The organism is Sphingopyxis macrogoltabida, assembly GCF_001307295.1.
Taxonomy (GTDB): Bacteria; Pseudomonadota; Alphaproteobacteria; order Sphingomonadales; family Sphingomonadaceae; genus Sphingopyxis; species Sphingopyxis macrogoltabida_B.
Map to the genome: position 1 here is coordinate 1,115,042 of NZ_CP012700.1, position 21,541 is coordinate 1,136,582.

At 63.9% G+C, this 21,541-nt stretch carries 23 protein-coding genes; 3 read left to right on the forward strand and 20 right to left on the reverse strand.

The features are described from left to right. The first annotated feature begins 14 nt into the window (after positions 1-14). Positions 15-437 carry an SH3 domain-containing protein gene (locus AN936_RS05125; protein WP_173585643.1) on the forward strand — a complete coding sequence of 141 codons (423 nt, stop codon included), beginning with the start codon at positions 15-17 and terminating at the stop codon, positions 435-437. Positions 438-467: 30 nt separating this feature from the next. On the opposite strand, the gene AN936_RS05130 is transcribed toward AN936_RS05125, so the two are convergent. Continuing rightward, positions 468-872, reverse strand: a complete 405-nt coding sequence (locus AN936_RS05130; protein WP_054587190.1) for a hypothetical protein — start codon at positions 870-872, stop codon at positions 468-470. Positions 873-964: 92 nt separating this feature from the next. Further along, entirely contained in the window at positions 965-2,179 is a 1,215-nt protein-coding gene (locus AN936_RS05135; protein WP_006954973.1) for an IS256-like element ISSpma2 family transposase, read from the reverse strand. Positions 2,180-2,386: 207 nt separating this feature from the next. On the opposite strand from AN936_RS05135, the gene AN936_RS05140 reads away from it, so the two are divergent. Continuing rightward, complete coding sequence (locus AN936_RS05140) at positions 2,387-2,617, forward strand: hypothetical protein (RefSeq protein ID WP_054587191.1); 231 nt, start codon at positions 2,387-2,389, stop codon at positions 2,615-2,617. A gap of 10 nt (positions 2,618-2,627) precedes the next feature. Here the strand turns inward: AN936_RS05140 and AN936_RS05145 are convergent, their stop codons facing one another. Genes AN936_RS05145 through AN936_RS05230 form a run of 18 tightly spaced genes read right to left on the reverse strand, consistent with a single transcriptional unit; the run spans position 2,628 to position 20,708 of the window. Next, the gene (locus AN936_RS05145) at positions 2,628-5,330 is read right to left on the reverse strand and encodes a conjugal transfer protein TraG N-terminal domain-containing protein (protein ID WP_054587192.1); all 2,703 of its coding nucleotides are present in this window, start codon (positions 5,328-5,330) and stop codon (positions 2,628-2,630) included. A 33-nt stretch (positions 5,331-5,363) separates the two neighbouring features. Continuing rightward, positions 5,364-6,800, reverse strand: a complete 1,437-nt coding sequence (locus AN936_RS05150) for a conjugal transfer protein TraH (protein ID WP_054587193.1) — start codon at positions 6,798-6,800, stop codon at positions 5,364-5,366. 1 nt (position 6,801) lies between these two features. Further along, positions 6,802-7,653 (reverse strand): conjugal transfer protein TraF, encoded by an 852-nt coding sequence (locus AN936_RS05155; RefSeq protein WP_054587194.1) that lies wholly within the window; start codon positions 7,651-7,653, stop codon positions 6,802-6,804. Then, complete coding sequence (locus tag AN936_RS05160) at positions 7,634-9,361, reverse strand: conjugal transfer protein TraN (RefSeq protein ID WP_054587195.1); 1,728 nt, start codon at positions 9,359-9,361, stop codon at positions 7,634-7,636. Before AN936_RS05160 ends, AN936_RS05155 begins: the two co-directional genes overlap by 20 nt. Next, positions 9,358-10,122: a type-F conjugative transfer system pilin assembly protein TrbC gene (gene trbC / locus AN936_RS05165; RefSeq protein WP_054587196.1), complete on the reverse strand. Its 765-nt coding sequence runs from the start codon at positions 10,120-10,122 to the stop codon at positions 9,358-9,360. Before trbC ends, AN936_RS05160 begins: the two co-directional genes overlap by 4 nt. Then, complete coding sequence (traU, locus tag AN936_RS05170) at positions 10,119-11,147, reverse strand: conjugal transfer pilus assembly protein TraU (protein WP_054587197.1); 1,029 nt, start codon at positions 11,145-11,147, stop codon at positions 10,119-10,121. Before traU ends, trbC begins: the two co-directional genes overlap by 4 nt. Then, positions 11,144-11,791: a type-F conjugative transfer system protein TraW gene (gene traW / locus AN936_RS05175; protein WP_084758185.1), complete on the reverse strand. Its 648-nt coding sequence runs from the start codon at positions 11,789-11,791 to the stop codon at positions 11,144-11,146. Before traW ends, traU begins: the two co-directional genes overlap by 4 nt. Continuing rightward, positions 11,788-12,312 carry a S26 family signal peptidase gene (locus AN936_RS05180; RefSeq protein ID WP_054587199.1) on the reverse strand — a complete coding sequence of 175 codons (525 nt, stop codon included), beginning with the start codon at positions 12,310-12,312 and terminating at the stop codon, positions 11,788-11,790. Before AN936_RS05180 ends, traW begins: the two co-directional genes overlap by 4 nt. After that, the gene (locus tag AN936_RS05185; RefSeq protein ID WP_054587200.1) at positions 12,299-12,706 is read right to left on the reverse strand and encodes a type-F conjugative transfer system protein TrbI; all 408 of its coding nucleotides are present in this window, start codon (positions 12,704-12,706) and stop codon (positions 12,299-12,301) included. Before AN936_RS05185 ends, AN936_RS05180 begins: the two co-directional genes overlap by 14 nt. Next, the gene (locus AN936_RS05190; RefSeq protein WP_054587201.1) at positions 12,703-13,095 is read right to left on the reverse strand and encodes a hypothetical protein; all 393 of its coding nucleotides are present in this window, start codon (positions 13,093-13,095) and stop codon (positions 12,703-12,705) included. Before AN936_RS05190 ends, AN936_RS05185 begins: the two co-directional genes overlap by 4 nt. Before the next feature lie 29 nt (positions 13,096-13,124). Next, complete coding sequence (gene traC / locus AN936_RS05195) at positions 13,125-15,668, reverse strand: type IV secretion system protein TraC (protein WP_054587202.1); 2,544 nt, start codon at positions 15,666-15,668, stop codon at positions 13,125-13,127. Then, the gene (locus AN936_RS05200; RefSeq protein ID WP_054587203.1) at positions 15,668-16,477 is read right to left on the reverse strand and encodes a conjugal transfer protein TraV; all 810 of its coding nucleotides are present in this window, start codon (positions 16,475-16,477) and stop codon (positions 15,668-15,670) included. Before AN936_RS05200 ends, traC begins: the two co-directional genes overlap by 1 nt. 4 nt (positions 16,478-16,481) lie before the next feature. Further along, a complete protein-coding gene (locus AN936_RS05205) occupies positions 16,482-17,396 on the reverse strand; it encodes a DsbC family protein (protein ID WP_054587204.1) in 915 nt (304 codons plus the stop codon). Further along, positions 17,393-18,733 carry a TrbI/VirB10 family protein gene (locus AN936_RS05210; protein ID WP_054587205.1) on the reverse strand — a complete coding sequence of 447 codons (1,341 nt, stop codon included), beginning with the start codon at positions 18,731-18,733 and terminating at the stop codon, positions 17,393-17,395. Before AN936_RS05210 ends, AN936_RS05205 begins: the two co-directional genes overlap by 4 nt. Then, positions 18,726-19,481, reverse strand: a complete 756-nt coding sequence (locus tag AN936_RS05215) for a type-F conjugative transfer system secretin TraK (protein ID WP_054587206.1) — start codon at positions 19,479-19,481, stop codon at positions 18,726-18,728. Before AN936_RS05215 ends, AN936_RS05210 begins: the two co-directional genes overlap by 8 nt. After that, positions 19,481-20,053, reverse strand: a complete 573-nt coding sequence (locus AN936_RS05220; RefSeq protein WP_054587207.1) for a type IV conjugative transfer system protein TraE — start codon at positions 20,051-20,053, stop codon at positions 19,481-19,483. The genes AN936_RS05215 and AN936_RS05220 overlap by 1 nt, the downstream gene beginning before the upstream one ends. Before the next feature lie 11 nt (positions 20,054-20,064). Beyond that, complete coding sequence (gene traL / locus AN936_RS05225) at positions 20,065-20,352, reverse strand: type IV conjugative transfer system protein TraL (RefSeq protein ID WP_054587208.1); 288 nt, start codon at positions 20,350-20,352, stop codon at positions 20,065-20,067. Between the two features lie 26 nt (positions 20,353-20,378). Further along, a complete protein-coding gene (locus tag AN936_RS05230) occupies positions 20,379-20,708 on the reverse strand; it encodes a hypothetical protein (protein ID WP_054587209.1) in 330 nt (109 codons plus the stop codon). 350 nt (positions 20,709-21,058) lie between these two features. Between AN936_RS05230 and AN936_RS05235 the strand changes: the two genes are divergently transcribed. After that, entirely contained in the window at positions 21,059-21,520 is a 462-nt protein-coding gene (locus AN936_RS05235; protein WP_054587210.1) for a hypothetical protein, read from the forward strand. Positions 21,521-21,541: the final 21 nt, after the last annotated feature.

Consider the following 21,541-nt stretch of genomic DNA (forward strand, 5'->3'; position numbering starts at 1 on the left):
AGGCGGCAGCGTTGATGGCCGCCGTGGGACCGGTGGCCGCACAGTCCGACGTCGCGCTGCCCTATTGGGCGTCGATCAGCGTCGACGAGGCGCGTATGCGCAAGGGGCCGTCTCCCGACGTGCCGGTGATCTGGGAATATCGGCGCAAGGACCTGCCCGTCAAAGTGATCGCGCGGTTCGAAACCTGGCGCAAGATCGAGGACCCCGACGGCACGCAGGGATGGATGGCGGCGCGGCTGCTCAGCCGGACGCGCACCGCCATTGTCACCGGCCAGGTCCGTGCGATGCGCAAGGAACCGAGCGCGTCGGCGGCGGTCGCCTTTCGCGCCGAGCCCGGCGTGGTGGGCAAGATCACCGAATGCGCCGACGGCTGGTGCCTGTTCGACGTCAAGGGCCGCAAAGGCTGGAGCCAGACCGACCATATCTGGGGCGATTGAGCGTCCGGCGACAGCGTCGGCCTGTATCGATCAGCTTTTCTTCGGCGTTACCGTCACCACGGTTCCGTTGGGTGCCGTCGCCGTGAAGCTGCCGTCCGCGCCGGGGGCAGTGACGGTCCAGCATGCCTCGGTCTCGTCGCCGTCAGGGTCGTAACAGTCCTTGCCGTCCTTGCGCGCGAATTTGCCCTTGACCTCCTTGCCCTTGGCATCGGTGTAGACATAGGTGCCGTCGGCGTTGATCACCGTCGTGCCCATCGTGCCGTCCGCCATTTTAACGTCATAGGTGCCTGCCGGCGTTCCCGAGTCGGCAGCGGGCGCGGGCGTTGCCGGTGCGGCGGTCTCGGTCGGCGTCGGGGTCGTTTCCTTCGACTCTTCAGTCTTTTGCGAGCAGGCCGACAGCGCGGCGAGCGCGGCGATCAAAACAAGCTTTTTCATGCCGTTTCTCCCCAATAGAGGTTCGCGAAGGCTATGCCTTTAGGTCGCGTCCGTCAAGGTGGTGTAATTTCGGCTGTGGCCGTGGGCCATCGTCAGGCGGCTTTGGCGGTGATGTGTAGGGGCTGATTTTCCTCCTCGATCATGGGTTGGTTGAGTTCGGCCATGCCTTCGATCTGCATGTATCGGTGCTGGAGCTGCCACTCGTCGTTCTGCTCCATCAGCACAGCCCCGACGAGGCGGATGATGCTGTCTTCGTTCGGGAAGATTCCGACGACGTCGGCGCGGCGCTTGACCTCCTTGTTGAGCCGCTCGAGCGGATTGGTTGAGTGTAACTTCGTGCGGTGCTGGGTGGGAAAGCCGGTGTAGGCGAGCACGTCGGTTTCGGCCTCGTCCATGCAGGCGCCGAGCTTGGGCCAACGGGTGCGCAACTGGTCGGCGACCTGTCGCCAGACCTGCGTTGCGCTTTTCTGATCGGGCTGCAGGAAGACCTGGCGGATCGCGGCGGCGACGACAGTGTTCTGGCCCTTGGGCACATAGGACAGGGCATTGCGCATGAAGTGCACCCGGCAGCGCTGCCAGGTGGCGCCCATGACGCGGGTGATCGCGCCCTTGAGGCCCTCGTGAGCATCGGAGATGACCAGCTTCACGCCGGTAAGACCGCGCCGAACAAGGTCCTTCAGGAAGTCGGACCAGAAGACCTCCGCTTCCGAGGGGCCGATATGCAGGCCGACGATCTCGCGCCGGCCCTCGGTGTTGACGGCCATGGCGATTATTGCGGCAACGCTGATGATCCGCCCGCCTTCGCGTACCTTGAGATAGGTGGCATCGAGCCAGAGATACGGCCATTCGCCGGTGAGCGGGCGTTTCAGAAAGGCATGGACGCGCTCGTCAATGTCCTTGCAAAGCTTGGAGACGGTGGACTTGGAGATGCCGGTCATGCCCATGGCCTGGACGAGTTCATCGACCCGCCGGGTGCTGACCCCGCCGATCCACGCTTCCTGGATCACCGCAACCAGCGCTTTCTCGACCATCTTGCGGGGCTCAAGGAAGCCCGGAAAGTAGGACCCAGCACGCAGCTTGGGGATTTTCAGGTTCAGCGTGCCTACCCGGGTATCCAGCGAACGGTCGCGATAGCCGTTGCGCCAGGTCGCGCGCTCGCTGCTGCGTTCGTGGCGACCCGCGCCGATCAGGCCATCAACGTCGGCCTCCATGATCAGCTGCAGCACGTTCTCGGCGATGGTGCGCAAAAAATCCGGTTGGCCGCCCTTCGCAGCAAGCTCTTCGATCAGTAATCTGTCCTCGGTCATCGGGAACTCCTCTTCGTCACGGTTGAAGTGTGCAAACTCCACCATAACGATGAACCCGGTGGCCACCAGCGACGCCGCATTCCGGGGTGGGGCATGCCCCACCCCGGAATACACCATCGCCTACACCGGAAATTACACCACGAGCGCGGACGCTAACTTCTCCTAGCCCTGCGCGAGTGTTTCCCCTATGTTCTAGGGAGGACCGAGATGAGCGCCATTATGACGAATTTCGACGTTGATACCTCCGAGGCGCACGGATCCCGCAAGTGGGAAGGCCTCTCTGAGCTTGATCAGGCAATTCGCGACAATCGCCTAATGGAGTACAGGCTCAAGAAGTCGTGGGCTGATCCTTGGGGACGCAAGCTGACGATAATCGGCCTTATCGTCATTGGCGCAGTTTTCGCGTTTCTGGCTGGAGCATCCTTCGGCCTGTGGTGACCGTTGCAGGTCACCACTCCTTTACATCATCCGCTGCTTCTGCACTGGCACCTTGGGCTCCCTTGGTGATTGCGTCCAGACGTCCCCTAGAGTCGGTAATCTTCTGGCGACCGGCCGCCTGAGCCCTTTGCACATCTTCACGGACATCGCCGACCCCCATCCGTGGTACTGAACCGGAATCCCCGCCGCCGGTTTGTGATCGGCCGCGCACTGACGCCTCGCCGGAGACGGTCGGACGGGATACGGGCTGTCCAGGGACGAGTACGAGGCGATCGTCGATCCCGTCGCGAAGCTGCTCGGCATAGCTTTCGATGAACTTTGCCTGCAATGCCTGACCTTCCGGGCTAAGCTGGAAAGTGACATCGTCGAACCGCGCATTGCCATAGAAATCGCGGTTGCTCTCGATCTCGGCGAGACCCCATTCGCGGTAGGCTTGGGACAGATTGAGACTGCCTGCAGCGCTGTTTCCTTCGAAGAATGACGCCTGGCTCTCGAGACGATTGGCAAGCTCCTCGGCCCGGCGAGCCTCGATGGTGAAGCTCTGGGCTTCTGTCAGAGATGCGTTCATGCCGCTCGCGGTGCTCGAGATCGACGAGCTTGATGAGGTACTGACTGAGCGAACGAACCCATCGCGGGTGCTCGACCAATTGCGGCTGTCAGACATCTGGGACAGGCTCCCGAAGATCCGCGAACGGTCTTCCGAAGCGATCCCGATATCGCTGTCGGTCCACGTGCGTGTCCCACCGCCCTTTGCTCCGATGCTTCCAGACAGCACGCCATTTGAAATTCCGGCCTTTGCCCCGGCCTCACCGCCGAGAAACCAAGCAGTAGAGATGTCATCGGCCGCTCTGCGCGACAGCCCGAATTGCCGCTGCAGACTGGTCGATGCCTGATCGACCTCGCTGAACGCGGTCTGGATGCTGTCGGAGTTCGAGGTGCCGGTCGCGCTCTCGAAGGATGTGCCGCGGCTGAACTGGTCCCTGAGCTCGCGGAACTTCGTGACCGCGCTGGTCGTCGATTCCGTTGCGACATTCGCATAGGTCTCGCTGTTGGCGCGGGCCTGCGATGCCATCGTCGAAAGGCGTGCCGTGAATTCCTGGCCCAGCGTCGGCGTGAAAGGATAGCTGGATGTCGGGATCTGATCGTAGCTGCCGTCAGGAAAGCTCGTGGTCATTGCCCCGGTGTCGCTGAAGGTCCGCGTCTGCGGCGCGCCATAGGTGAAGCTCGGCGCGATCGTGCCTTGTGCGAACTGGCGGGTGAGGACACTCGAGTTTTCGAAGCTCGTGTTGCCGAGCGAGACGTTGCCGGTACTCGCCTCGCGGGCCGCTTCCTCGGCCGCGTTCTGGCTCGGGTTGAGGTAGCTCGTGGCGTGGTGTGAAATCGCCATGGCGCCCTTGGCCACACCGCCTGCCAGGAACGGCACCGATGCGATGAGATAGCCGGCCAGCAGACCGATATCGCTGTTGACGTCGGCCATTCCGGTAAAGCTCGCCAAGCTGAGGCCGTTGCTGCCCGTGACCGCGCTTATGTCGGCGGCGCCCTTGTACATCAGCATCATGTGGAGGATCACGAACAGCGGTCCCCAGGCCGCGAGATAGAAGAAGCCTGTCACATAGCCCTTGAGTGCGACAGGTCCCGTCTTGGGGAGCAGGAAGAGCGGGAAGAGCACCGGAAATAGCGCATAGAACAGCACGGTCAGCACGACGTTCAGGAGTGGGACCCACTTCATGGCGTTGCTCGCAATCGAGCCATAGGTCCGCTCGGTCTGAATGTCGGCGCGGGTCTGCGCGTAGACGTCGACATTGCCCGCGCCGCTGGTGCCGGACATCGAATGCATGGCCTGGCTCATCGCGTTGATGGTCAGCGTCTGCTTGAAGATTTCGGTCGCGTTGGCCGAGACGCCGGTGAGATACTGATAGGCCACCGGCAGGTCGGCAAAGAGCTTCGCCTTGGCGAGCGCGGCCGTCTGGTTGGGGTAAAGCTGACGGCCAAACACCGATCCCATCGCATCGACCAGTCCGGCCCACTGCGCATTGAGCGTGTCGTAGGCCTCGCGGCAGGTCACGATGTTCGAGCTCACCTGGCCTGAAGCGGTATCCCGCGTCAGGAACCGCTGCGCGCGCGCCTGACTGCCCGGCGCGATTGTCGCCCAGATGTTGCCGGTTTCTGCCAACTCCTTCATCGAGTAGCGGCCGAGCAGAACGTCGTAGAACACGCATTGCCGGAAGTGCTCGTCGAGATTGGCAGCAAACTCCGGATCGGAAATCCGCAAGGACCGGGTCGCATCGTAGAGCCGAGCGCCGTAGATCATCCCGTTTTTTGAATAGTTGAGATCACCGGGCAGGCCGAACACCACTTCTGCCGAGCCCGTCAGATAGTCGCCGACCTGGCTGGTAAAGCTCGCCATCAAGGCAAGACCCAGCGGCACGTTGCTGACATTGGCCGGGGCGAGGCTCGGATTGAGCCGGTCGGTCACATGGACATCGAGCCGCGGCACCATGAGGCAGGAGTAGATGAGCGTTGCGCCGAGGAACCAGTTTATCCAGGCGCGCCAGTCCTGATTGAACGCGAGGGTGATGGCAGACAGGCCAAGCCCCATTACCATCACCACCTGGAGCAGGCTCTTGTAGCCCCCGTTACCGGTCCAGGCGGCGACTGCCTGGAAGACGTTGACCAGATAGTCCCCGCCGCCGACCGTGAAAATCTCGACCATGTCTGTTGTCCCGCCTGGATGTGGTTGGTCCGATCAGTGGGTGAGGGCGCGGTTCTGGACGCCGCGCGACCAGTCCAGCGATGCGGCCATTCCGGGCGACATCGAGGCGGCCAGCACGTTCTCGATGAACGCCGTCTTCTCGATGATCTGCAGCACCGCATTGACCTTGAGGTGCGTGTTGGCCTGCCGGTCAGCGAGAGCCTGACGCACGACATTGACCTGATTCTGCCACATGGCGATCTTGGCTTCGTCGGCCCCGATGAAGCTCGACATCGAGCGGCCCGCCTCGCTCACGATCCGGTCGAGCACGGCAAACAACAGGTCGACACTGGCGATCTCGGCCAGGGTCTCCCGGTCGTCGGTCGGCATGCCCCGGCCATAGGCCGCCTGGACGGTCAGGATCTTGTAGAGCGGGATAGACGCGACTTGCAGCAGTTCCTTCTGCTCTTCGCTGATCGCGGTGTCGTCCCGGATGGCCTGAACCATACCGCCGATGAGCGCAGCCACGCGCGGCCGCAGCGCTTTCGATGCCGGCAGGCTCAGCGACTTGAAGCCCGGGTTGAGGCACTTCTCCGTTTCGTCGCAGTCGAAGATGAGGACATTGCCATTCGCCGTGCCATCCAGCAGCGAAGTCACGAGGGTGGACGAGGCTTCGCCGACGATTGGCACGAACTTGCCCGGCTCATCGTCCTTTGGGGGCACGTAGATGATCGTGCCCAGCAGCGTCATCGCATATTCGGCGAGCTCTTCGTCGAACCGGCCGCCTGGCGAGAAGAACGCCGACTTCTTGAGGATCGTCCAGGTGTAGTTTCGCGGCACACCGGGATTGACGTCGTCATACTTGCCCGAGCCTTGCGCGGTCGTGCTCGAGCGCTGCCCCCTGGTGCCGCACCCATGCTTGGCCGCGGCATAGTCGGTGAAAATCCCTTCGGAGTTGCCGATCGCTTCGCAGATCGCCTTGTCGGCAAGGTCGCCCTTGGGCCAGATCCCGCCCACCAGACCCTGGGCCATTTCGCAGGAGTTGATGTTGAGGTTGTTCATGAGCTGAGCCTTCTGGCTGAACTCCTGCATGATCTTCGAGCATTCCGGGCAGACCGTGTCGATCGCTAGGCTGAAGGCAAAGCCGACCGCATTGTTCGCGACTGCCTTCAGCATCGCGACGATCTCGCTCGCGTTGATGAAGCTGAAGGACCCCGCAAAGATGTCGATGCCGCCGCAACCGGCGCGAGCGCGCGGCAACTGCAGATTGGCGATGTTGGTGGTCTTCTGCGGGAAGCGTGTCCAGACATTGCCGAGGCTGTAATAGCCAGCAGACTGCCCCTGGAACGCGGTCGGTCCGTTGACGTTGGCAGCCCCCCCGACGTCGTTCAGAAACGAGTCCATCGAACTGCCGACATCGGCCGATGCGCCAGACAGCGGGAGGGCGAAGGGGAGGGCGGCTGCCAGAAGCGCAGCGATGGCTCTTTTCATCCTAGTAGTCACGTCCAGCTTCCTTCGATGTGAGGAGGTAAATCCGGTCCTGAAGCTCGTCGGCGCTCATGACGCCGTAGCCGATCGGAATGGGGCGGCCGGTCCGCGCGTCCCAGAGCACGACCGCTGGCGTGATCTTGGGCTCGAGCCCCATGCGGCTGCGCTGGTTGGTCTCGACCGTGTAGTTCGGGAAATGCCGCGACGGGCCGCCATCGGTCGAAATCGCGCGCACCGCGATATGCCACGTCGAGGCAACGCTCTGCACGATCGGCGACATGACTTCGCAAGCGCCGCAGCTCTGGGCGAAGAAGTAGAAGAGCCCGTAACGCTCGGAAAGCTGGGCCATCGCGGCGTTCCGTTCCGCGCTTCGCGAATCCTGCCACTGGCGCTTGCCAAGCGTCGAGACCGGGCGCTGCAGCGTGTAGTCGAGCTCGGGATCCTGCCACATCGCCCGCTGCCAGACGTCGCTGAAGAGCGATGCCCGGTCGAGCTGGGCGCGCTGGAACCGAATATAGGCCGTCACATTTGCTGGCGTCGGCTCGAGGATCGCCTTGGCCTTCAGTTCGCGCAACGTCGCAGTGATCGCGTCAAGTTGGCTGGTCGCGCTGGACGTAGGTGCTGGCGAGGGCGAATTCTGCTCCGGCGGCTTGGGCCGCTCGCAGTAGAACCAGTATCCGAGCCGCCGCTCTTCGCAATAGAAGCTATCCTGGCGCTCGGCCGATTGTGCGCTGGGCGGCGCATCGGTCCGGCTTGCGACCGGCTGGGCGGTCGCCGCAGAAAACTGGAAAACGGAATTGGCAATTGCGCAGGCGGCAAGCAGCCGCCACGCGACCTTACTGGCGGGCGCGTGCATAGTAGTCCTCGATCTTCTGTTGGATGTCCTGGGTGGCCTGAAGCTCGTCGGGCAGGCGGGCGGCGTCGGTGAACTCGGCGTAGACCTCGCTGAAGTCCATTTTCGAGAGGTCGAGCCGGGCGAACTCGTCGATGGTGAAGCCCTGGCATTGCTCGGTCTTCGGCTTGCCCCAGGGCTTGTTCAGCTGCTGGCGGCCTTGCTCCTGCAGGATCCGCGAGAGCTTGGATTCAAAGCAGCAGTAGACCTTGCGCTTGGTCAGGCACACGCCAAGGAAGGAGGACGAGCAATAAGTGCCGACGTAGGCGCACAGACCCTGCGCATCCTTCTGATGCAGCAGCATCTCCTCGCGGCTGCAGCCCAGCGCTACGAGCAGCTGGATGCCCGGGATGAGCGGGAAACCCTTGCCCTTGCAGCAGTTGAGCACGCCGAAGACCTTGGACGAGCAGCTTTCCCGGGTCCCCTTGAACAGAGTGAGGTTGTCCGGATCGAATTCGCGGCGCGCCTGGTTCATCGCGTTCAAGGCGACGGCCGCGTCCTTGAACTCGTCGTTGGCCTCGCGCTGGATGGTCTCGCACGAGCCATCGATGCAGTAGACATCGCCGTCGCAGATGAACTGGTTGGTGTTCGCAGGCTGGTCTGGAACCGGACAATCATAGACCCGCTCCCAGGTGCGGCAGGGCTCCCCCGCGAGGCAGTCTTCGCGCACCAGCTTGCAGCCCGGAGTGGCTTCAAGTGTCTGGCAGTCCTGTGCCTCGATGAACTGCGCGCAGCTATAACTGCGGCTCCACGCCCAGCACGGCTGCGTCACGGCGATGCCATCGACGATGCGGGTCACCGGGTCGCTGTCCGTGCACGTCTCGGTGTCCTGCTGGCACGAGGTATCAGCCGCAAGACCAGCACACTGGCTTTCATCGCGCGTGGTCGTGACGACGTTCTCGCCTGTCACCGTGTAGGGCGTCGCGCCATCGACCGGCGCCGTGCAACTCACGAGATCGACCCTCAGATCGCCCGAGTTACAGCCCCAGTAGATCCCGAAATAGGGATCGCACAGGTTGATCGGATAGGACTGCGTGACCGTGCATTGCGGAGCGGGGTAGCGGTTGCAATTGTAGATCGAAGCCGGGTCCACACCGCTGCCGCCTACGCAATAGTAGCCGTAGACCTGCCGCTGCTCGACACGCGCGGTCAACGTCACGGGGCAGGTCCGCGTTTCCTGTGTCGCCGTATAGCCGACATTGCAGGTCGCCATGTAGCGCGCCGCGGTTCCGCTGGCCGGCGGCAAGGGCACGCAGCGTCCCTGTGAGCCGCCGATGGCCATTCCGCTCGTATAGGCGAGCGGGTCATCGCTGATCACATTGCTGCGCGCGATCGTTGCATCGAGATCCTGCGGCGCAAACCGGGCGCGCCGGTCCATCGAATCCCGCATGGCCTTGTAGCCTGTGTTGGTCGTCGCCTGGCTCGCCGCTTCGCGGCTCATCCGGTCAGGATCGTCGAAGTAACCCGACTGGCTCGGCGTGCCGCCGAAATTGGGGATGCGGCTTGCATCCGGGTTCGTCGTTGCCGCGCTTTGCGCCGCGGCTGCCTTGTCCTGTCCGAAAGCCTTGCCATCGGCCTTGGCAGCATCGGTTGTAGTCTGGGCGTAGAGCGGGCCGGCGAGGGCGAGAAGAAGCCCGCCCACGCCAGCCAGAGAGAGGACCGATCGTTTCATGGAACCTGCCTTTCAAGACGGGCGAGGTGCTGGGCGGCGAGCAAAGCGCCGGGGCCGCCGCCGCGCGCGAAGGTCTCGAGCGCGTAAGCTGCGCTGACATTGCCGCTCATCCGGTCGTGCGGCGGAACTTGCGTCCGGCAGTCGAACCCGTCGCACAGATCGAAGTCGCTGCTGGTGACGACGTAGGTGGGAACCGACTCGATCCCGAAGGCGCGGAACAGTCGCGGGTCGATGCCGACGCCGTCCAGCTGCTCGCCGGGCTTGGCAACTTTGGCCAATGCCGTGGTGAGAGCCTTGACGCTGTTGCCGGGCAGCCCGCGCAAGGCAACAACACCGCCAGCCTTGGTCACGTCGTCGATCATCGCACGCAGCGCTGCAGGCGGCATCGATAGCGAAGCAAAGGCGATGAACCTCGGCGCCTCGCCCATGCCTTCGCTGGTCATGGCGCCTGCATCGGCCACCATTCGGTCAAAATCGAATGTGCTGGCCTCACCAGGCTTCGTGTTTGCGGCGGCCTCACGTGTGTAGCGGCGAGCGTGCGCCTCGGCCTCGTCGGAGCTGGTCCTCGCCTCCCGCGCGAGGGCTTCGGCTCTGGCGCGGGCATTGGCGGACAGCGCGTCGGCATCGGGGGCACCAGCACTGGCCCGCGCCCGGATAGCGGCCAGATCGAGGTCCGGTTCGGCCGTCTGCGCCGAGGCGCCAGCCAAAGCAGCAAGGCTGGAAAGCGATGCGACGACAAGAAGATGAGGAAGTTTGTTCATAGCGCACAGCAATTCCGCTTGCGCCAGACCAGGTAGCCCATGTCCTCGCCAATGGCGGGATAGACCTGGCCTGCCGACATGAAGGTGGTAGAGGCACCAATGGGCGCGCAGGCGTAGCGGCCCTTGGTCTGCGGATTGGGATTGGTGGCCTGGAAGCGGTATTGCTGCTTGCGCATCACCGGCATGAGGTACTTGCCGCAAAGCCCTTTGCTGCCCATCGTCCCCCAAGCGACGAGTTCGCGGTGGAGCTTGTAGGAGAAGCGGGCGAGCGCGAGCCGCGATGCCTGCACATGGCCGATCGTTGCCGAGACATTGCCGTTGAGCGGATACATCGTGCCCTGGCAGCCTGCGCACCAGAACAGCTCATCGGTCGGCAGCTTGGCCGTTGCCGCCACGCAGTCCGCTGCACATGCGGCAAGCGCCAAGGGATTGGCGAAGAGGACCGCCTCGGGATTGATAATCGCGGTTAGCTCGCTGTCCTGCCACAGCGGATCAATCTCGGTGATGTAGAGGATGTCGATCGAGCCGGACTCGAGACAAAGGAAATCGGCGACGATCTCCATCCAGTATATCAGCGGATAGGCATACCAGTGGACATGCCACTGCGAGCTGTACTGCGTGGCGCCGCCAACCGCCGATGGCCCCGCCATCGACTTGAAGCCGATGTCGAACCCCGGATCGAGCTTCATCCCGCCGAGATTGACAAAGCACCATGGCTTCATGCTGACGTCGGCAAGCCGGACCGGCTCCCAGAACCCCATGGCGATGCCGGGCCGCAAACCGCAGAGGCAAACGGGGAGAGCCGGGTTGCTCGGATCGGGACGGCTCGACGGCCAGATCTTCAGGCCACCGATCGAGATCGGAAACAGGCATGACCAGCAAATGTCCGTGATCGGATTGACGAACTTGCCAGTGCAGCGCCCGGGGCCGGCCGCAGCCTGGGCAGGAGCACTGGACACGACGCTCAGGCTGGTGAGCAGAAGTGCTCCGCAAAGCCATGACAGAAGGCGTATTTTCTTGCTCATGACGGCGCACGCTCCTTGAGAGCCACGGGGTGTTCGGTGATGATGAGCGCGCGGCCCTGCTGCTCGACGGTTGCGGGCACCGCGCGAATGCCGAAGTGTTTCACCAGCGTGCCGCCCTGATCGAAGTAGAAGCGCCGCTGACGGGCCTTCATGAGTTCGAGCGGCGCACCGGCTACGAGGATGAGCTTGGCCTTTGTGCTGGCATAGCGACGAGTGGCCCAGGCGAGTTGTGCCGGGTCGTCCCCATCGAGAAAGACGAGAGGTGCGCGCAGCGGCACGGTATCGAGCGGATTGACCCGCGTGCCTGCAGCAATGATGACCCGGCCTTTGTCGTCGGCAATATCGCGCGGGGCGGTGATCGTCGGATCGAAGCGCCAGCTGCGCAGTGCCGAGGCGAGCGTAACGCCCGCGACCGGCTCTGGCCGGTCCACCCGAGCGATTGTCCGCCGCTTCAGCTCTTCGTTGAGACGGGCCGTTTCGCCGGTCTTCTCAAGCTGGGTGAGCCTGGCATGGATCTGCTGAAGCAGGTCCGGTTCGATGACCGGCCATACCGCGCCGTGCTGGCCGTAATCGCGAGCCATTGCCTGTGGTGCGATGGCCAGCGCCAGCGCAGTGGTGCAAACCGGCAGAGTGAGGAGCCTCACAGGATTGGCCTCCCGACCCCGAGTATGCGCGGTCCACAGATCCAACCGATCGCGGCATAACGACTGTCGAAGCCATCCTTGTGTTCGCTGGTGACGAAGTAGCAGCCTTTCGGCACGCGCCCCGTAGGTCCAAGCGCCAGCGGTTCGCCGAGGCGGCTCTCAAGCTTGGCCTTGGCCACGGCCTCACCGTTGACGAAGTAGATGCGGTTTTGCTCGGTGATGATGTCGCCCGGAACACCGCTCACCCGCTTGCCGAACGGCTTGGGCTTCGCCCCGAAATGCTTGACCAACAAAGGCGAGGTGGGCGGTTCGAACAGGATGATGTCCCCGCGATGCACGGGTGCCCCTCGCGTGACCCAGATGGCCCAGTAGGGCAGGCTGGGGCTCACATTGATCATGAGCGCATGGCCCTGCGCGAAGGCGGCAAGCGAGGAGAGCGCCAGTGCCCCGGCGCCGAGCCCGCCCCAAAGCACGAGCCGGCGCGCCGATGCTGAGCGGATCAAGAGATCAGCGGGCAGCATCGGGAAGGGCTCCCATGCGGCGCACGACGTCGGCACGCACAGACCCGGTCAGGTCCGGTGTGCTCCCGGCGACCACTGCTTCGGCAACCAGAACTGTCCGGCCTTCGCGTCCGAGCTTCTGTACCGAGGCTTCCACGGCCTTGAGGTAGGCCTGGACGCGCAGTCTGGTTTCTTCAGGCGGCCGACCGGCACGCGCTTCGGCTTCGATGAAGTCGCCCATGATCCGGCTCAGCTGGACCGTGACGACCTCGCGTTTTTCCAGGGTGAGCAGCTTGTCCGTCGCCCAGACACCCCACAGAACCTGACCGACCATGCCAGCGCCGACCACGACAGCGGTGAGATTGATCGCTGAAAGCCGCCCCTGCAGGCTCGATGTTGCCAGAATGTTCTTCACAGCTTTTCTCCCGAAAGTTCGCGGTCGAGATCGCGGATGAAGCGCGGCATGCGCCACACGACGACGAGCGTCGCGAGACCGATCAGAACGAACTTGCACTGGCCGAGGAATGTCACGCGCCGTGCGAGGTCGGCCGCGAGGAAGCGGTCACCGAGATTGGCGACATGGGCGAAGAAGGCATCGGGATTGCCGCCCGACAACAGCAGGAAGAACAACAGCGGCAGGCCCAGCGCCATCAGGTAGGATGAGCCGAGAAACAGGCAGCCGCGAAGCAGAATGTAGCAGCCATCGGCCATGCGCGAGCGCAAGGTCTGGACTGGCTGGCTGACGGGCTGTTCGTCTTCGGACGGGTCGTTCCGGTCGAAGGGGGTGACGAGGTGGAGAGGCATGGAATTAGGGATCCTTTGGTGATGGGGTGTCAGCGGTTGGGATGAGCGATGCGCTCGATCGCATCGGCGAGCTGGTGCCCGCGCGCGATCTCGGCATCGATGGCGGCGAAGGTTTGGGGCGAACTCGAGAAGAGCGTTGCCGAATAGTCATCGAGCACGAGCCGCCCGATCGCCTCGGTCTCCGGCCCCTTGATGAACACCTCGGAATAGTCGCTCCCGGAGCGCTTGAGACTGCGGATCAGCGTCTCGGTGCGATCGTCCATATCGAGGCGCTTGCTCGCCTTGAAATCGGCGATCGTCTCCGGCTTCTGCTGAAGGATCAGCATCCAGTCGCTGTTCTCGAGCGCCGCCGTTGCCCCGTCGGACTTGTAGTAGTCGTTGAGCGACTGGGTAGCGGTCGCCAGCGCGCCGCCATATTTGCGGCAGGTCCGGGCGTAGGTTTCGACGAATTCACCCATCGAGCCGCCCTTGAGCATCGACCAGGCTTCATCGATCAGCAGAAGCTTGCGCAGCGACCTTGGGCTTCGCGTCATGGCCTGGCTGGTCATGAACATGATGGCTGAGAGCACGACGCTGCGCAGATCCTCACGGCTCGCAAGGTCGGACATCTCGAAGACCGTGAAGTCCGCATCGAGGTCGAGGCTCGCCTGGCCTTCAAAGAAGGCGCCGTAGGTTCCGCCCGCCATGTAGGGTGCAAGCGCGGTTGCGATATCTGCCGCAGTGTCATGGCCGATACTGGCCAGCATCTCGCCGACGGTCGTGACCGTGGCAGCCGCGCCGTGCTGCGCCCAGACGAGGTTGACCGCCCGGTCGATCAATCCGCGTTCGGTATCCGTCAGCTTCGCGCTGTGGCGAGCCATTTGCCCGACGATGGCCTTGATCATCCCGAAGCAGTCGAGGCGGTAGTCCTCGTCTTCCGCGGCGCGGGTGGCATCGATCATCGAGAACGGGTTGAGGCAGAAGCCCGCAGCAATCGTGAACTCGACAAAGCGGCCGCCCTGCAGCTTGACCGAGTGCTCGAAACTGCGGCCATCGTCGATCACGACAACCTGTGCGCCGGCACCGCGCAGCGCGGCGCACATCTCCTGGAGCAGCACCGACTTCCCCGATCCCGACTTGCCGCAGATCGCGACATTGTGGTTGCCGGCCTCGTTCTCGAACGGGGACCAGAAGAAGGGCTGGCCGCGCCGCCCGACGAACAGCAGGTGGGGGTGGGCGCTGCCGAGATACTCGCCCTGCATGGGCGCGATATTGGCGGCGGTCGTCGACAACACGGTCTTGAACCGCTTCAGCCGCTCCATGTCGGCGCCGAGCCCGTCAGCCAGGGTGAGCGGCATCGCGGCGAGCAATCCCTGGATCTGGAGGTAGCGCTCGTCCGTAAGGTCCCAGCCCGCCGCCTTGTAGATCGATTTGATCGCGCGTTCGTGGCGGTCGCCCTGGCCCAGCGGTGAATAGGTCGTCACACCGTAGAAAACCCGCACGAGACGGCGGCCTTCCTGGAGCTCGGCCTGAACATGCTGCCACTCGGCGGCCTGTTCGCCAATCCGAGGCAGGAACCGGGCGCTGCGGGTCCCGGCGAGGCTGGTGGTCCGCATGAACTTGAACCCGGCCTTCGCCGAAGCCGCCTCCTGGTCCGGATAGACGAGACAGAGCATGGTCGCGGCCGGGCAGGGAAAGCGCAGCTTGTCGGTGAACAGGTCGCCGATCAGCCGCGCGCATTCCCACGGAGCCCAGCGCGATGGCATGTTGCGTACGGCAAAATGCCGGACATCGAAGACATCGGGATAGACGGTCCCGATCTCGGGCACGCCGTCATTGACCTTGCCAGTGGGGCGGAAACGCTCGGTCACGAGCCGCATGCGATCTTCAGCCACCACCAGTTCGATGTCGTGGCGGATCGCCTGGGATGCAATTGGATCATTCGGGTTGTAGGGCACCGCATCGTCCTGCGGGGCGGTGGTGGGCGAAGTCAGATCATCAATGACAGCGATGAGCGCTTCCGGCCCGACTTCGACCACGCCGAGATTGAGCGACTTGAGCATCGCCACCAGGCCATCGCGGGTCTGCTTGAGATCCTCATTGCTGACCGACTTGGAGCTCGGCACCCCGACCGAGACGATCACCTGGTGATGCCGCGCATGGAAGGGCGCATCCGGCGAGCCGGACTCCCAGACGAGCGAATAGAGCCGCCGCGCCCGGTGCCGGGCAATCGCCTCGTACACGCCGCCCTGGATGTATCGAGGGGCGAACCACGGGGCGATGATCCTGCTGATGCGCGGGCTGGCGAGGTGGAGCACCTGCAGGCAGGCGCCTGCTGGCAGGCCTTCCGAGAAGAACTGTCCTAGGATTTCGCCGGTGCGCTCGTCGGCTCCGATCAGCGGCGTAACCGAAAGGACAAAGCCCTTCGAGCGTGCGTTGAAGTAAAGGCGGGTTGCCGGATCGTAGACCCGGTAGGGGAGCCAGTCGGAGAGCATGTCGACCATGAGCTGCGGGCGGGCTTTGTCGGCGTGCTCGGCATCACCCAGCAATCCGCTGAGCAGCCGATCGACGACGGTCTTGAGTTGTTCGGCCATCACTTGGGCTCCTTGGGCTGCGAGGTGCTGACGATCGGCTGTTCGCCGTTTCTGACTGCCGGGCGGATTGCAGCTTTCGCGGCTTCAATCGCCGCTTCGCTCGGGAACACCGGAGCGCTCTGCCCCGCCCCAGGCCGAGGGGCTCGATCACGCGGGGGAGGCGACGTGTCGAACCCCTCGACCGCCGGTGCCTTGGCACCGGCAACGGCCTCGCGCGCCGTGGAGGGGAGGACCAGCGGCGAGGCATCTGAAGTTTCGTTGAAGGGACTGGGGGCATCGGCGCCCCAGATGCCCCCAGCCTGACCCGCGTCGTCGCGTGCAGACGAGAAGGGCGACGCCTCGTCAGCTACGTTCGGGTCTCCTTCCGCACCGTCCGGTGCTGGGGCTCTCTGGGCGGCTTTCAGCTGCCGATGGACCTGGCGCATCAGGGATCCGCCCTGGCCCTCGCCCGCCTTGCGGCGCAGCTCGGTGGCCCAGCGCGGATTTTCGACGACGGTCCAGGCGACCGCTTCGTCATGCAGCGTTCCAGCTTCATCGACATGAGCGGGGAAGACGACGCGCAAGGTGCGTTCCGCTGTGCGGCTGGTGTCGGCATCCACGACGCCTGACTTCTGCCGCGCGTCAGCATGGAGCAGCGTGCCGTTCGACAGATTGTCCGTCGCCTTGGCATCGATAACGTGAGCCGGTGCGCAGTCGCCCTTCGGTGCGCGGCAGGTGAAATCGCCCTCGACGTTGGTGCCGAACGTGGCGCAGCCACTGGCAAGGCCGGCCAGACAGGCGCAGGCAAGGAGACGTGTCGGAAAAAGCATGGGTCTATCCTTTGGGAGCAGGGGTGGGGGCCAGGGAGGGGCCAGCGCGCAGGAAGTCCCGGAGTACAGCGGCAGGCCGGTAGCCTTCGAGAACGGCGCCATCGGCGGGGCGCACGATCACAGGGGTGCCGCCAAAGCCGTGGGCTCGCGCGAAGGCCTCGTTGGCATCGAGACCGCTCGTGTCGCAGGGTTTGGGATTGGCGAGCGCGAGACCCGAATAGGCCATATGCAGCGCCAGCTCAGGCCGCGGCGAGCACAGCACCCGTTCGGCATCGCGCCGGCTTTCCGCCCCGAAGATCGAGATCGGCCGCTCTTCAACCCGCGCTCCGATTGCCTTCAATTCGGCCTCGAGCTTCTTGCAATAGCCGCAGTGGAAGTCTGAAAAGACGACGACACGCGGACCGTTGGCAGGACCCCAGGTGATCGCGCCTTTGGCGGGAAGATTGCCGAGCGGGACATGGCGCGGCGGGGTGGTCCGGGCTGACGCTGCGGCTGCGCTTGGACCGCCTTCCGCTTGCGTCTCGGAATTGCTGCGCCGCGCTGCCCCCGCTGCCAACAAGTCCGGATTAAGGGCAAGCAACCGGGCAGCCGTGAGATCCTGACGGGCTTCCATGTCGTAGACCCGGCCGATCACCAGATACTTCGCAGCCCGGTCGACGTAGAAGAGTGTTGATTTGGACGCGACCTCGCACAGGCCGCCAAGGCCCTTGCAGTTGATCGCGTCGATCGGCGTCTTGGGCAGGCGCAGCTTGAGCGCCTCTCGAACTTTCGCCGTGTCCGGAGCGGCAGCAGGGGCAGCAAGGCTTGCCACACCCCATCCCGTCGCGGCCGACACGGCGATGATCGCCGCCAGTCCGGCGCTGGTACGCAACCAGCGGCGCCGACGATTGTCCTGCTCGAGGAGAGTATTTTCGATCATTGGGAGTTCCTCACGTAGACGCCGTCGAGGAACACGATCTCGACATCGATGCCGGTCGGCATCTCGACGACGGGTTGGTACTGTTCGGCGCGCTCGATCAGGTATTTGCTGACCGTGTCGGCAGCGTCGGCGGCACCCTGGCCAAGCCCGCCACCGAGAATGTCGCCGGCCGAGAGCTTGGAGCGACTGCCGTCGGGGTTGGTCGTGACGCCGGAAAAGACGCTGTTGGCATTGGCCGAGAAGCCGCGCCCGAAGCCGCCGACGATCCCGGCCAGCAGGGCCTGGCTGACAAGGCTGCCTTCGCGGCTGACGACGCGGCCGCGGACCCCGGACTTGCCAGCGAAGCTGATGAAGCCTTTGACCTCGCTCACTGCGACCCTGCCGCCAGGCTGATCGCAGGTCATGCGGGCGAGCTTCACGTAGACCTTCTCACTGCTGAGATCCCCGCGTGCCGCGCCGTTGACAACGCAGCCCTGGATCCGGGTGGTCAGAACCTTTCCGTTCTGCATGACCGAACGAGCAGGGCCGGTGATCCGAAGCACCACAGGCAGCGGATCGGTCTGGCTTGCGACGCCTGCCGAGGCATCGACGCCGACGATTACGCGTGCCGGCGCGTAGGAGTTGGGCGGCAGGTAATCGGGCGAATCCTCGACGACGACCGGTGGCGCATCGGGCCGGCCCACACGGAGGCCATTGGTCGTTGCCTTGTCGGAGCTGAAGCTCATCAGCTTCACCTCGCCAGGCGACGAGATCATGCCGCCCTGCGGATCGCCTGCTGCGGCGCCGGTACTGGTCTGAGGTGACCGGGCCCTTGCGTCATAGCCGCCTGCCTGCGGCCCATAAGCCGGTGGCGGTACAGCCGGTGCCGGTGATGCAGGCTGCGCGGCAAGCCGGGTCTTGAGCTCGGCGTTCTCTGCCGAGATAGCATCGATCGCAGCTTGTCCATCGACCCGCATGGCCTGGTTCTCGGCTTTGAGAGCCGCCAGCTGCGCCTCGATCTCCGTCCGCGGGACGCTCCCATCCTTCAGCGCCTTCTGCTCGCGGGTGACCGCATCGAGCCTGTTGCCGTAGGTCGCGACGAACTCGCGCTGGGACAGGTCGCGGTTGACCAGGCCTGCCGTGTCGATCGTCTGCGCCGCATTGGGATCGCCGGTCTTGGCCTTGTCGTCGCCGCCAAGGATGAACCAGCTTCCGCCGATGAGGGCGAGTGCTCCCAGCGACCCCAGCAGCAGCTTCTGACGGCGCGCGGTGCGGGCGTTGAGCCCGGAAAGTTCGGACGATGCCGCGCTCTCGGCCTGCAAAGGGGCAGTGCTTGGCGTATGGGTTGCATCAGTCATTGCCGGTCTCCCCGCTTGCGCCGACAACAAAGGCGGTTGTGCTGGCCCCGGGTTCGAGCTTCGGATCGGCGATCGAGACGGCGAGCGTGTCGCGCGGTGCGAGATCGCGTTCGGCGAGCGTCACGGGTTTCGTTCCGCGATTGTGGATGCGGACGACCTTCCCAGTGAGGCTGGCGCCGCGATAATCAGCGATGAGCTGGACTTCGAGATCGCCGACCCGTGCGGGTATGGCAGTCGATTGGCGGACCTCGAAACCGTCGACCGTCCGGTCATTGGCCATCGCCTGGATGAGCCTGACGGCGCTGGTCTCGATCGGGGTCTGGCTTTCCCAATCCGCCGCCCGGTTCTTCGCGATGACGGGGTTGGTGATGAAGACCTGGGTCGCCGGAATTTGCTCAACCCGGCACGCCACCTTGTAGACGAAGCCCTTCTTGGTGGTGGTGAAGAAGCTGATCGACCGCGCCGCGTAAGTTTCCGGCACCGAGACATAGATGTCGCCGCGCACCGGCTCGTTGGTCACTGCAAAGTCGTTGTAGGGCGTGCCGGTCGAGATCTTGGAGACGCTGGCGAACTGGTCGTCGACCAATGCGAAGCGGGTCAGCTCGCGCGCTGAAACGCTGCACTCGATTCCGGCGCCGTCAGCCGTTTGCTTGAACTGGTCGGCGGCATGAGCGGGGGATGCTGCGGTGAGCAGAGCGGCCGCGCTCAGAAATAGACCCCGTATATGGGTCCCTTTTCGGTAAGCCATCACTGGGCCTCCTTCGATTTGTCCTGCGGGGGGAGCTGGGCAAACCCGGCGAGCGCCAGGCGCAGGCCGCGGTAAGTCCAGCTGAAGCGGAAACGGCGCTCGTCGCTGGCAATCACCTGCGCGCCGACGAAGGTCTTGAGCGTGCCCGTCACATCCGAGGTGAGGTCTTTCGGGTCGACAGTCATCGACCGGATCACGAATGCCTGGGTGACATCCGAGCCCCGCTGCTCTTCGACGATCCGGACGAGCTCGGCCTTGAGGCGGCCATAACTTGCGGGATCTGCCAGCTTCAGGATTTCGTTCATCCAGTAATCGAGGCCTTCCGGACTGCGATTGAGAAGAACAAGGGCCGCATCGCGGGTGACGAGCTCCAGATAATCGGCCTCGACCCCGGCACTGCTCACGGTGAGCGCTTTGGGAACAGTCGGAACCAGCACCAGTTCGCGGTCGCGGGTGGCGGCAAGGCTCCCGGCGACGACCAGTGCAAGGCCAAGGCCGGCGCTGGTGAGCGCATAGAGGTTCCGCTGGCGCAGCAGCGATTGCTGCCGTTCGTGGGATATGTCGGAATACATGGAAGTGCCCCTCAACCGGCGAGTAGTCGGCAGTGGGAAGGCGGTGTTGCCTTTAGGCCCAGAAATCCTGCAGGCAGATACCAGTATGCGGCGTGGGCTACCCAGGAGCTGGCGCGTCCTGCTTTTGCCTTTCGCAATGCGAACCAGGCGCCGAAGGCGACTATGATGCCGATAAAGATATGCTGGGTGAGGATCCCCCAAGTGAAGGGGGCCAGCATTCCCGCGAACTCGTCGATGGTCCAGAAGCCGATAAGCTCCGGGTCATCGAGCCGCCGAGGAATGATGTAGGGGTCTGTCATGGCGACGCCGCCTTCCCTTGCCGCGCTCAGATGACCGCGGTCACGACCGAGGTGACGATCGGAACACCCGTGCCGACACCGATGCCGACACCCACCGGAACGGCGACCTGGCCGAGCGAAAAACGCCCGGATGCCAGACCGATCAGGCCGCCAGCGAGGCTGAGAACCGTGATGATCTTGCCGCCCGAGCCTTCCAGAAAGTCCGTGAACTTCGTGAGGGCTGGGGTGAAGGTCGTGTCAGCGCCGGCATAGGCGGCGCTCGCCGCAAGCGCCGCGATTGCGACCGGGATGGCAATGTTGAGGGTCTTGCCGAGACCATTGACGCTGGCGCGCCGGGGGAGGGTGAGAGACTGCATGTGAAGCTCCGCTTGGAGGGGTGGTCACAGCGTTCTTGCGTTCGCTGTGTGTTCCACATGCATCTAGGAAATGTTCGTAGGAAAGTGTTCAGCGACAATACCGCCTGGACGTGGAAGGATGCGGACGCATCTTATCCAGTCCAGCGCTTGAAATCGACGATAACGACGTAAAATCAGTCTTTTTACGTCGGTAACTGCCGTCACGGTAGCCGGGATTTGGCGACGACTCGGATAGAGGAACTGATTCGCCTCTAAACGAGATGTTCCACGTATGTTCTTTTCATTTTCCTACATGGGATGCTTCGCGTTATGTCTGCGAGTCGCACCAGTCCAGAACCTAGGAGACAACCATGTACCATCCAACCGCTGCCGCCAGACCGGCCAATGAAAGCCTGGCCCGCGTCCTTGCCCATGCGATCGAAGCCGCTGACAAACCTCGCCACCGGATTGCCAGTGAATGCGGGATGCACCGCGAAACCCTGCTTCGCGTAGCGCGTGGCGAGCGGCCTATCCGGCTCGACGAAGCGACACTTGTGCTCGCCGCCTGTGGAGCGCACCCCCGCGCGACCATGATCCTTGCTCTTGCCGGGCAGGAAGAGCTCGCCTGTGAGTGGATGCATGGCGAGATGGGCGAATTTCTCGAAGAATTTTTCACGAGCCTTCCAGTCCATCTGCAGCGGACCCTCGGGCGACGGATTGAGGATCTGCGGCCCCGCTGGGCCAACGGCACCTCGCAGCTGGTGGCGCGAATGCTTGCCAAGCACATCGATGATTTTGTGGGGCGCGACATCGCGATGTCGCTGTCGCGGTAAATCCCAAAGTTCGGAGGGGAC

What these genes read in the sequence shown, in the direction of transcription:
- AN936_RS05125 (WP_173585643.1), top strand. Translation starts at nt 15, where the DNA reads ATGGCCGCCGTGGGACCGGTGGCCGCACAGTCCGACGTCGCGCTGCCC.
- AN936_RS05130 (WP_054587190.1), bottom strand. Translation starts at nt 872, where the DNA reads ATGAAAAAGCTTGTTTTGATCGCCGCGCTCGCCGCGCTGTCGGCCTGC.
- AN936_RS05135 (WP_006954973.1), bottom strand. Translation starts at nt 2,179, where the DNA reads ATGACCGAGGACAGATTACTGATCGAAGAGCTTGCTGCGAAGGGCGGC.
- AN936_RS05140 (WP_054587191.1), top strand. Translation starts at nt 2,387, where the DNA reads ATGAGCGCCATTATGACGAATTTCGACGTTGATACCTCCGAGGCGCAC.
- AN936_RS05145 (WP_054587192.1), bottom strand. Translation starts at nt 5,330, where the DNA reads ATGGTCGAGATTTTCACGGTCGGCGGCGGGGACTATCTGGTCAACGTC.
- AN936_RS05150 (WP_054587193.1), bottom strand. Translation starts at nt 6,800, where the DNA reads ATGAAAAGAGCCATCGCTGCGCTTCTGGCAGCCGCCCTCCCCTTCGCC.
- AN936_RS05155 (WP_054587194.1), bottom strand. Translation starts at nt 7,653, where the DNA reads ATGCACGCGCCCGCCAGTAAGGTCGCGTGGCGGCTGCTTGCCGCCTGC.
- AN936_RS05160 (WP_054587195.1), bottom strand. Translation starts at nt 9,361, where the DNA reads ATGAAACGATCGGTCCTCTCTCTGGCTGGCGTGGGCGGGCTTCTTCTC.
- trbC (WP_054587196.1), bottom strand. Translation starts at nt 10,122, where the DNA reads ATGAACAAACTTCCTCATCTTCTTGTCGTCGCATCGCTTTCCAGCCTT.
- traU (WP_054587197.1), bottom strand. Translation starts at nt 11,147, where the DNA reads ATGAGCAAGAAAATACGCCTTCTGTCATGGCTTTGCGGAGCACTTCTG.
- AN936_RS05180 (WP_054587199.1), bottom strand. Translation starts at nt 12,312, where the DNA reads ATGCTGCCCGCTGATCTCTTGATCCGCTCAGCATCGGCGCGCCGGCTC.
- AN936_RS05190 (WP_054587201.1), bottom strand. Translation starts at nt 13,095, where the DNA reads ATGCCTCTCCACCTCGTCACCCCCTTCGACCGGAACGACCCGTCCGAA.
- traC (WP_054587202.1), bottom strand. Translation starts at nt 15,668, where the DNA reads ATGGCCGAACAACTCAAGACCGTCGTCGATCGGCTGCTCAGCGGATTG.
- AN936_RS05200 (WP_054587203.1), bottom strand. Translation starts at nt 16,477, where the DNA reads ATGCTTTTTCCGACACGTCTCCTTGCCTGCGCCTGTCTGGCCGGCCTT.
- AN936_RS05205 (WP_054587204.1), bottom strand. Translation starts at nt 17,396, where the DNA reads ATGATCGAAAATACTCTCCTCGAGCAGGACAATCGTCGGCGCCGCTGG.
- AN936_RS05210 (WP_054587205.1), bottom strand. Translation starts at nt 18,733, where the DNA reads ATGACTGATGCAACCCATACGCCAAGCACTGCCCCTTTGCAGGCCGAG.
- AN936_RS05215 (WP_054587206.1), bottom strand. Translation starts at nt 19,481, where the DNA reads ATGGCTTACCGAAAAGGGACCCATATACGGGGTCTATTTCTGAGCGCG.
- AN936_RS05220 (WP_054587207.1), bottom strand. Translation starts at nt 20,053, where the DNA reads ATGTATTCCGACATATCCCACGAACGGCAGCAATCGCTGCTGCGCCAG.
- traL (WP_054587208.1), bottom strand. Translation starts at nt 20,352, where the DNA reads ATGACAGACCCCTACATCATTCCTCGGCGGCTCGATGACCCGGAGCTT.
- AN936_RS05230 (WP_054587209.1), bottom strand. Translation starts at nt 20,708, where the DNA reads ATGCAGTCTCTCACCCTCCCCCGGCGCGCCAGCGTCAATGGTCTCGGC.
- AN936_RS05235 (WP_054587210.1), top strand. Translation starts at nt 21,059, where the DNA reads ATGTACCATCCAACCGCTGCCGCCAGACCGGCCAATGAAAGCCTGGCC.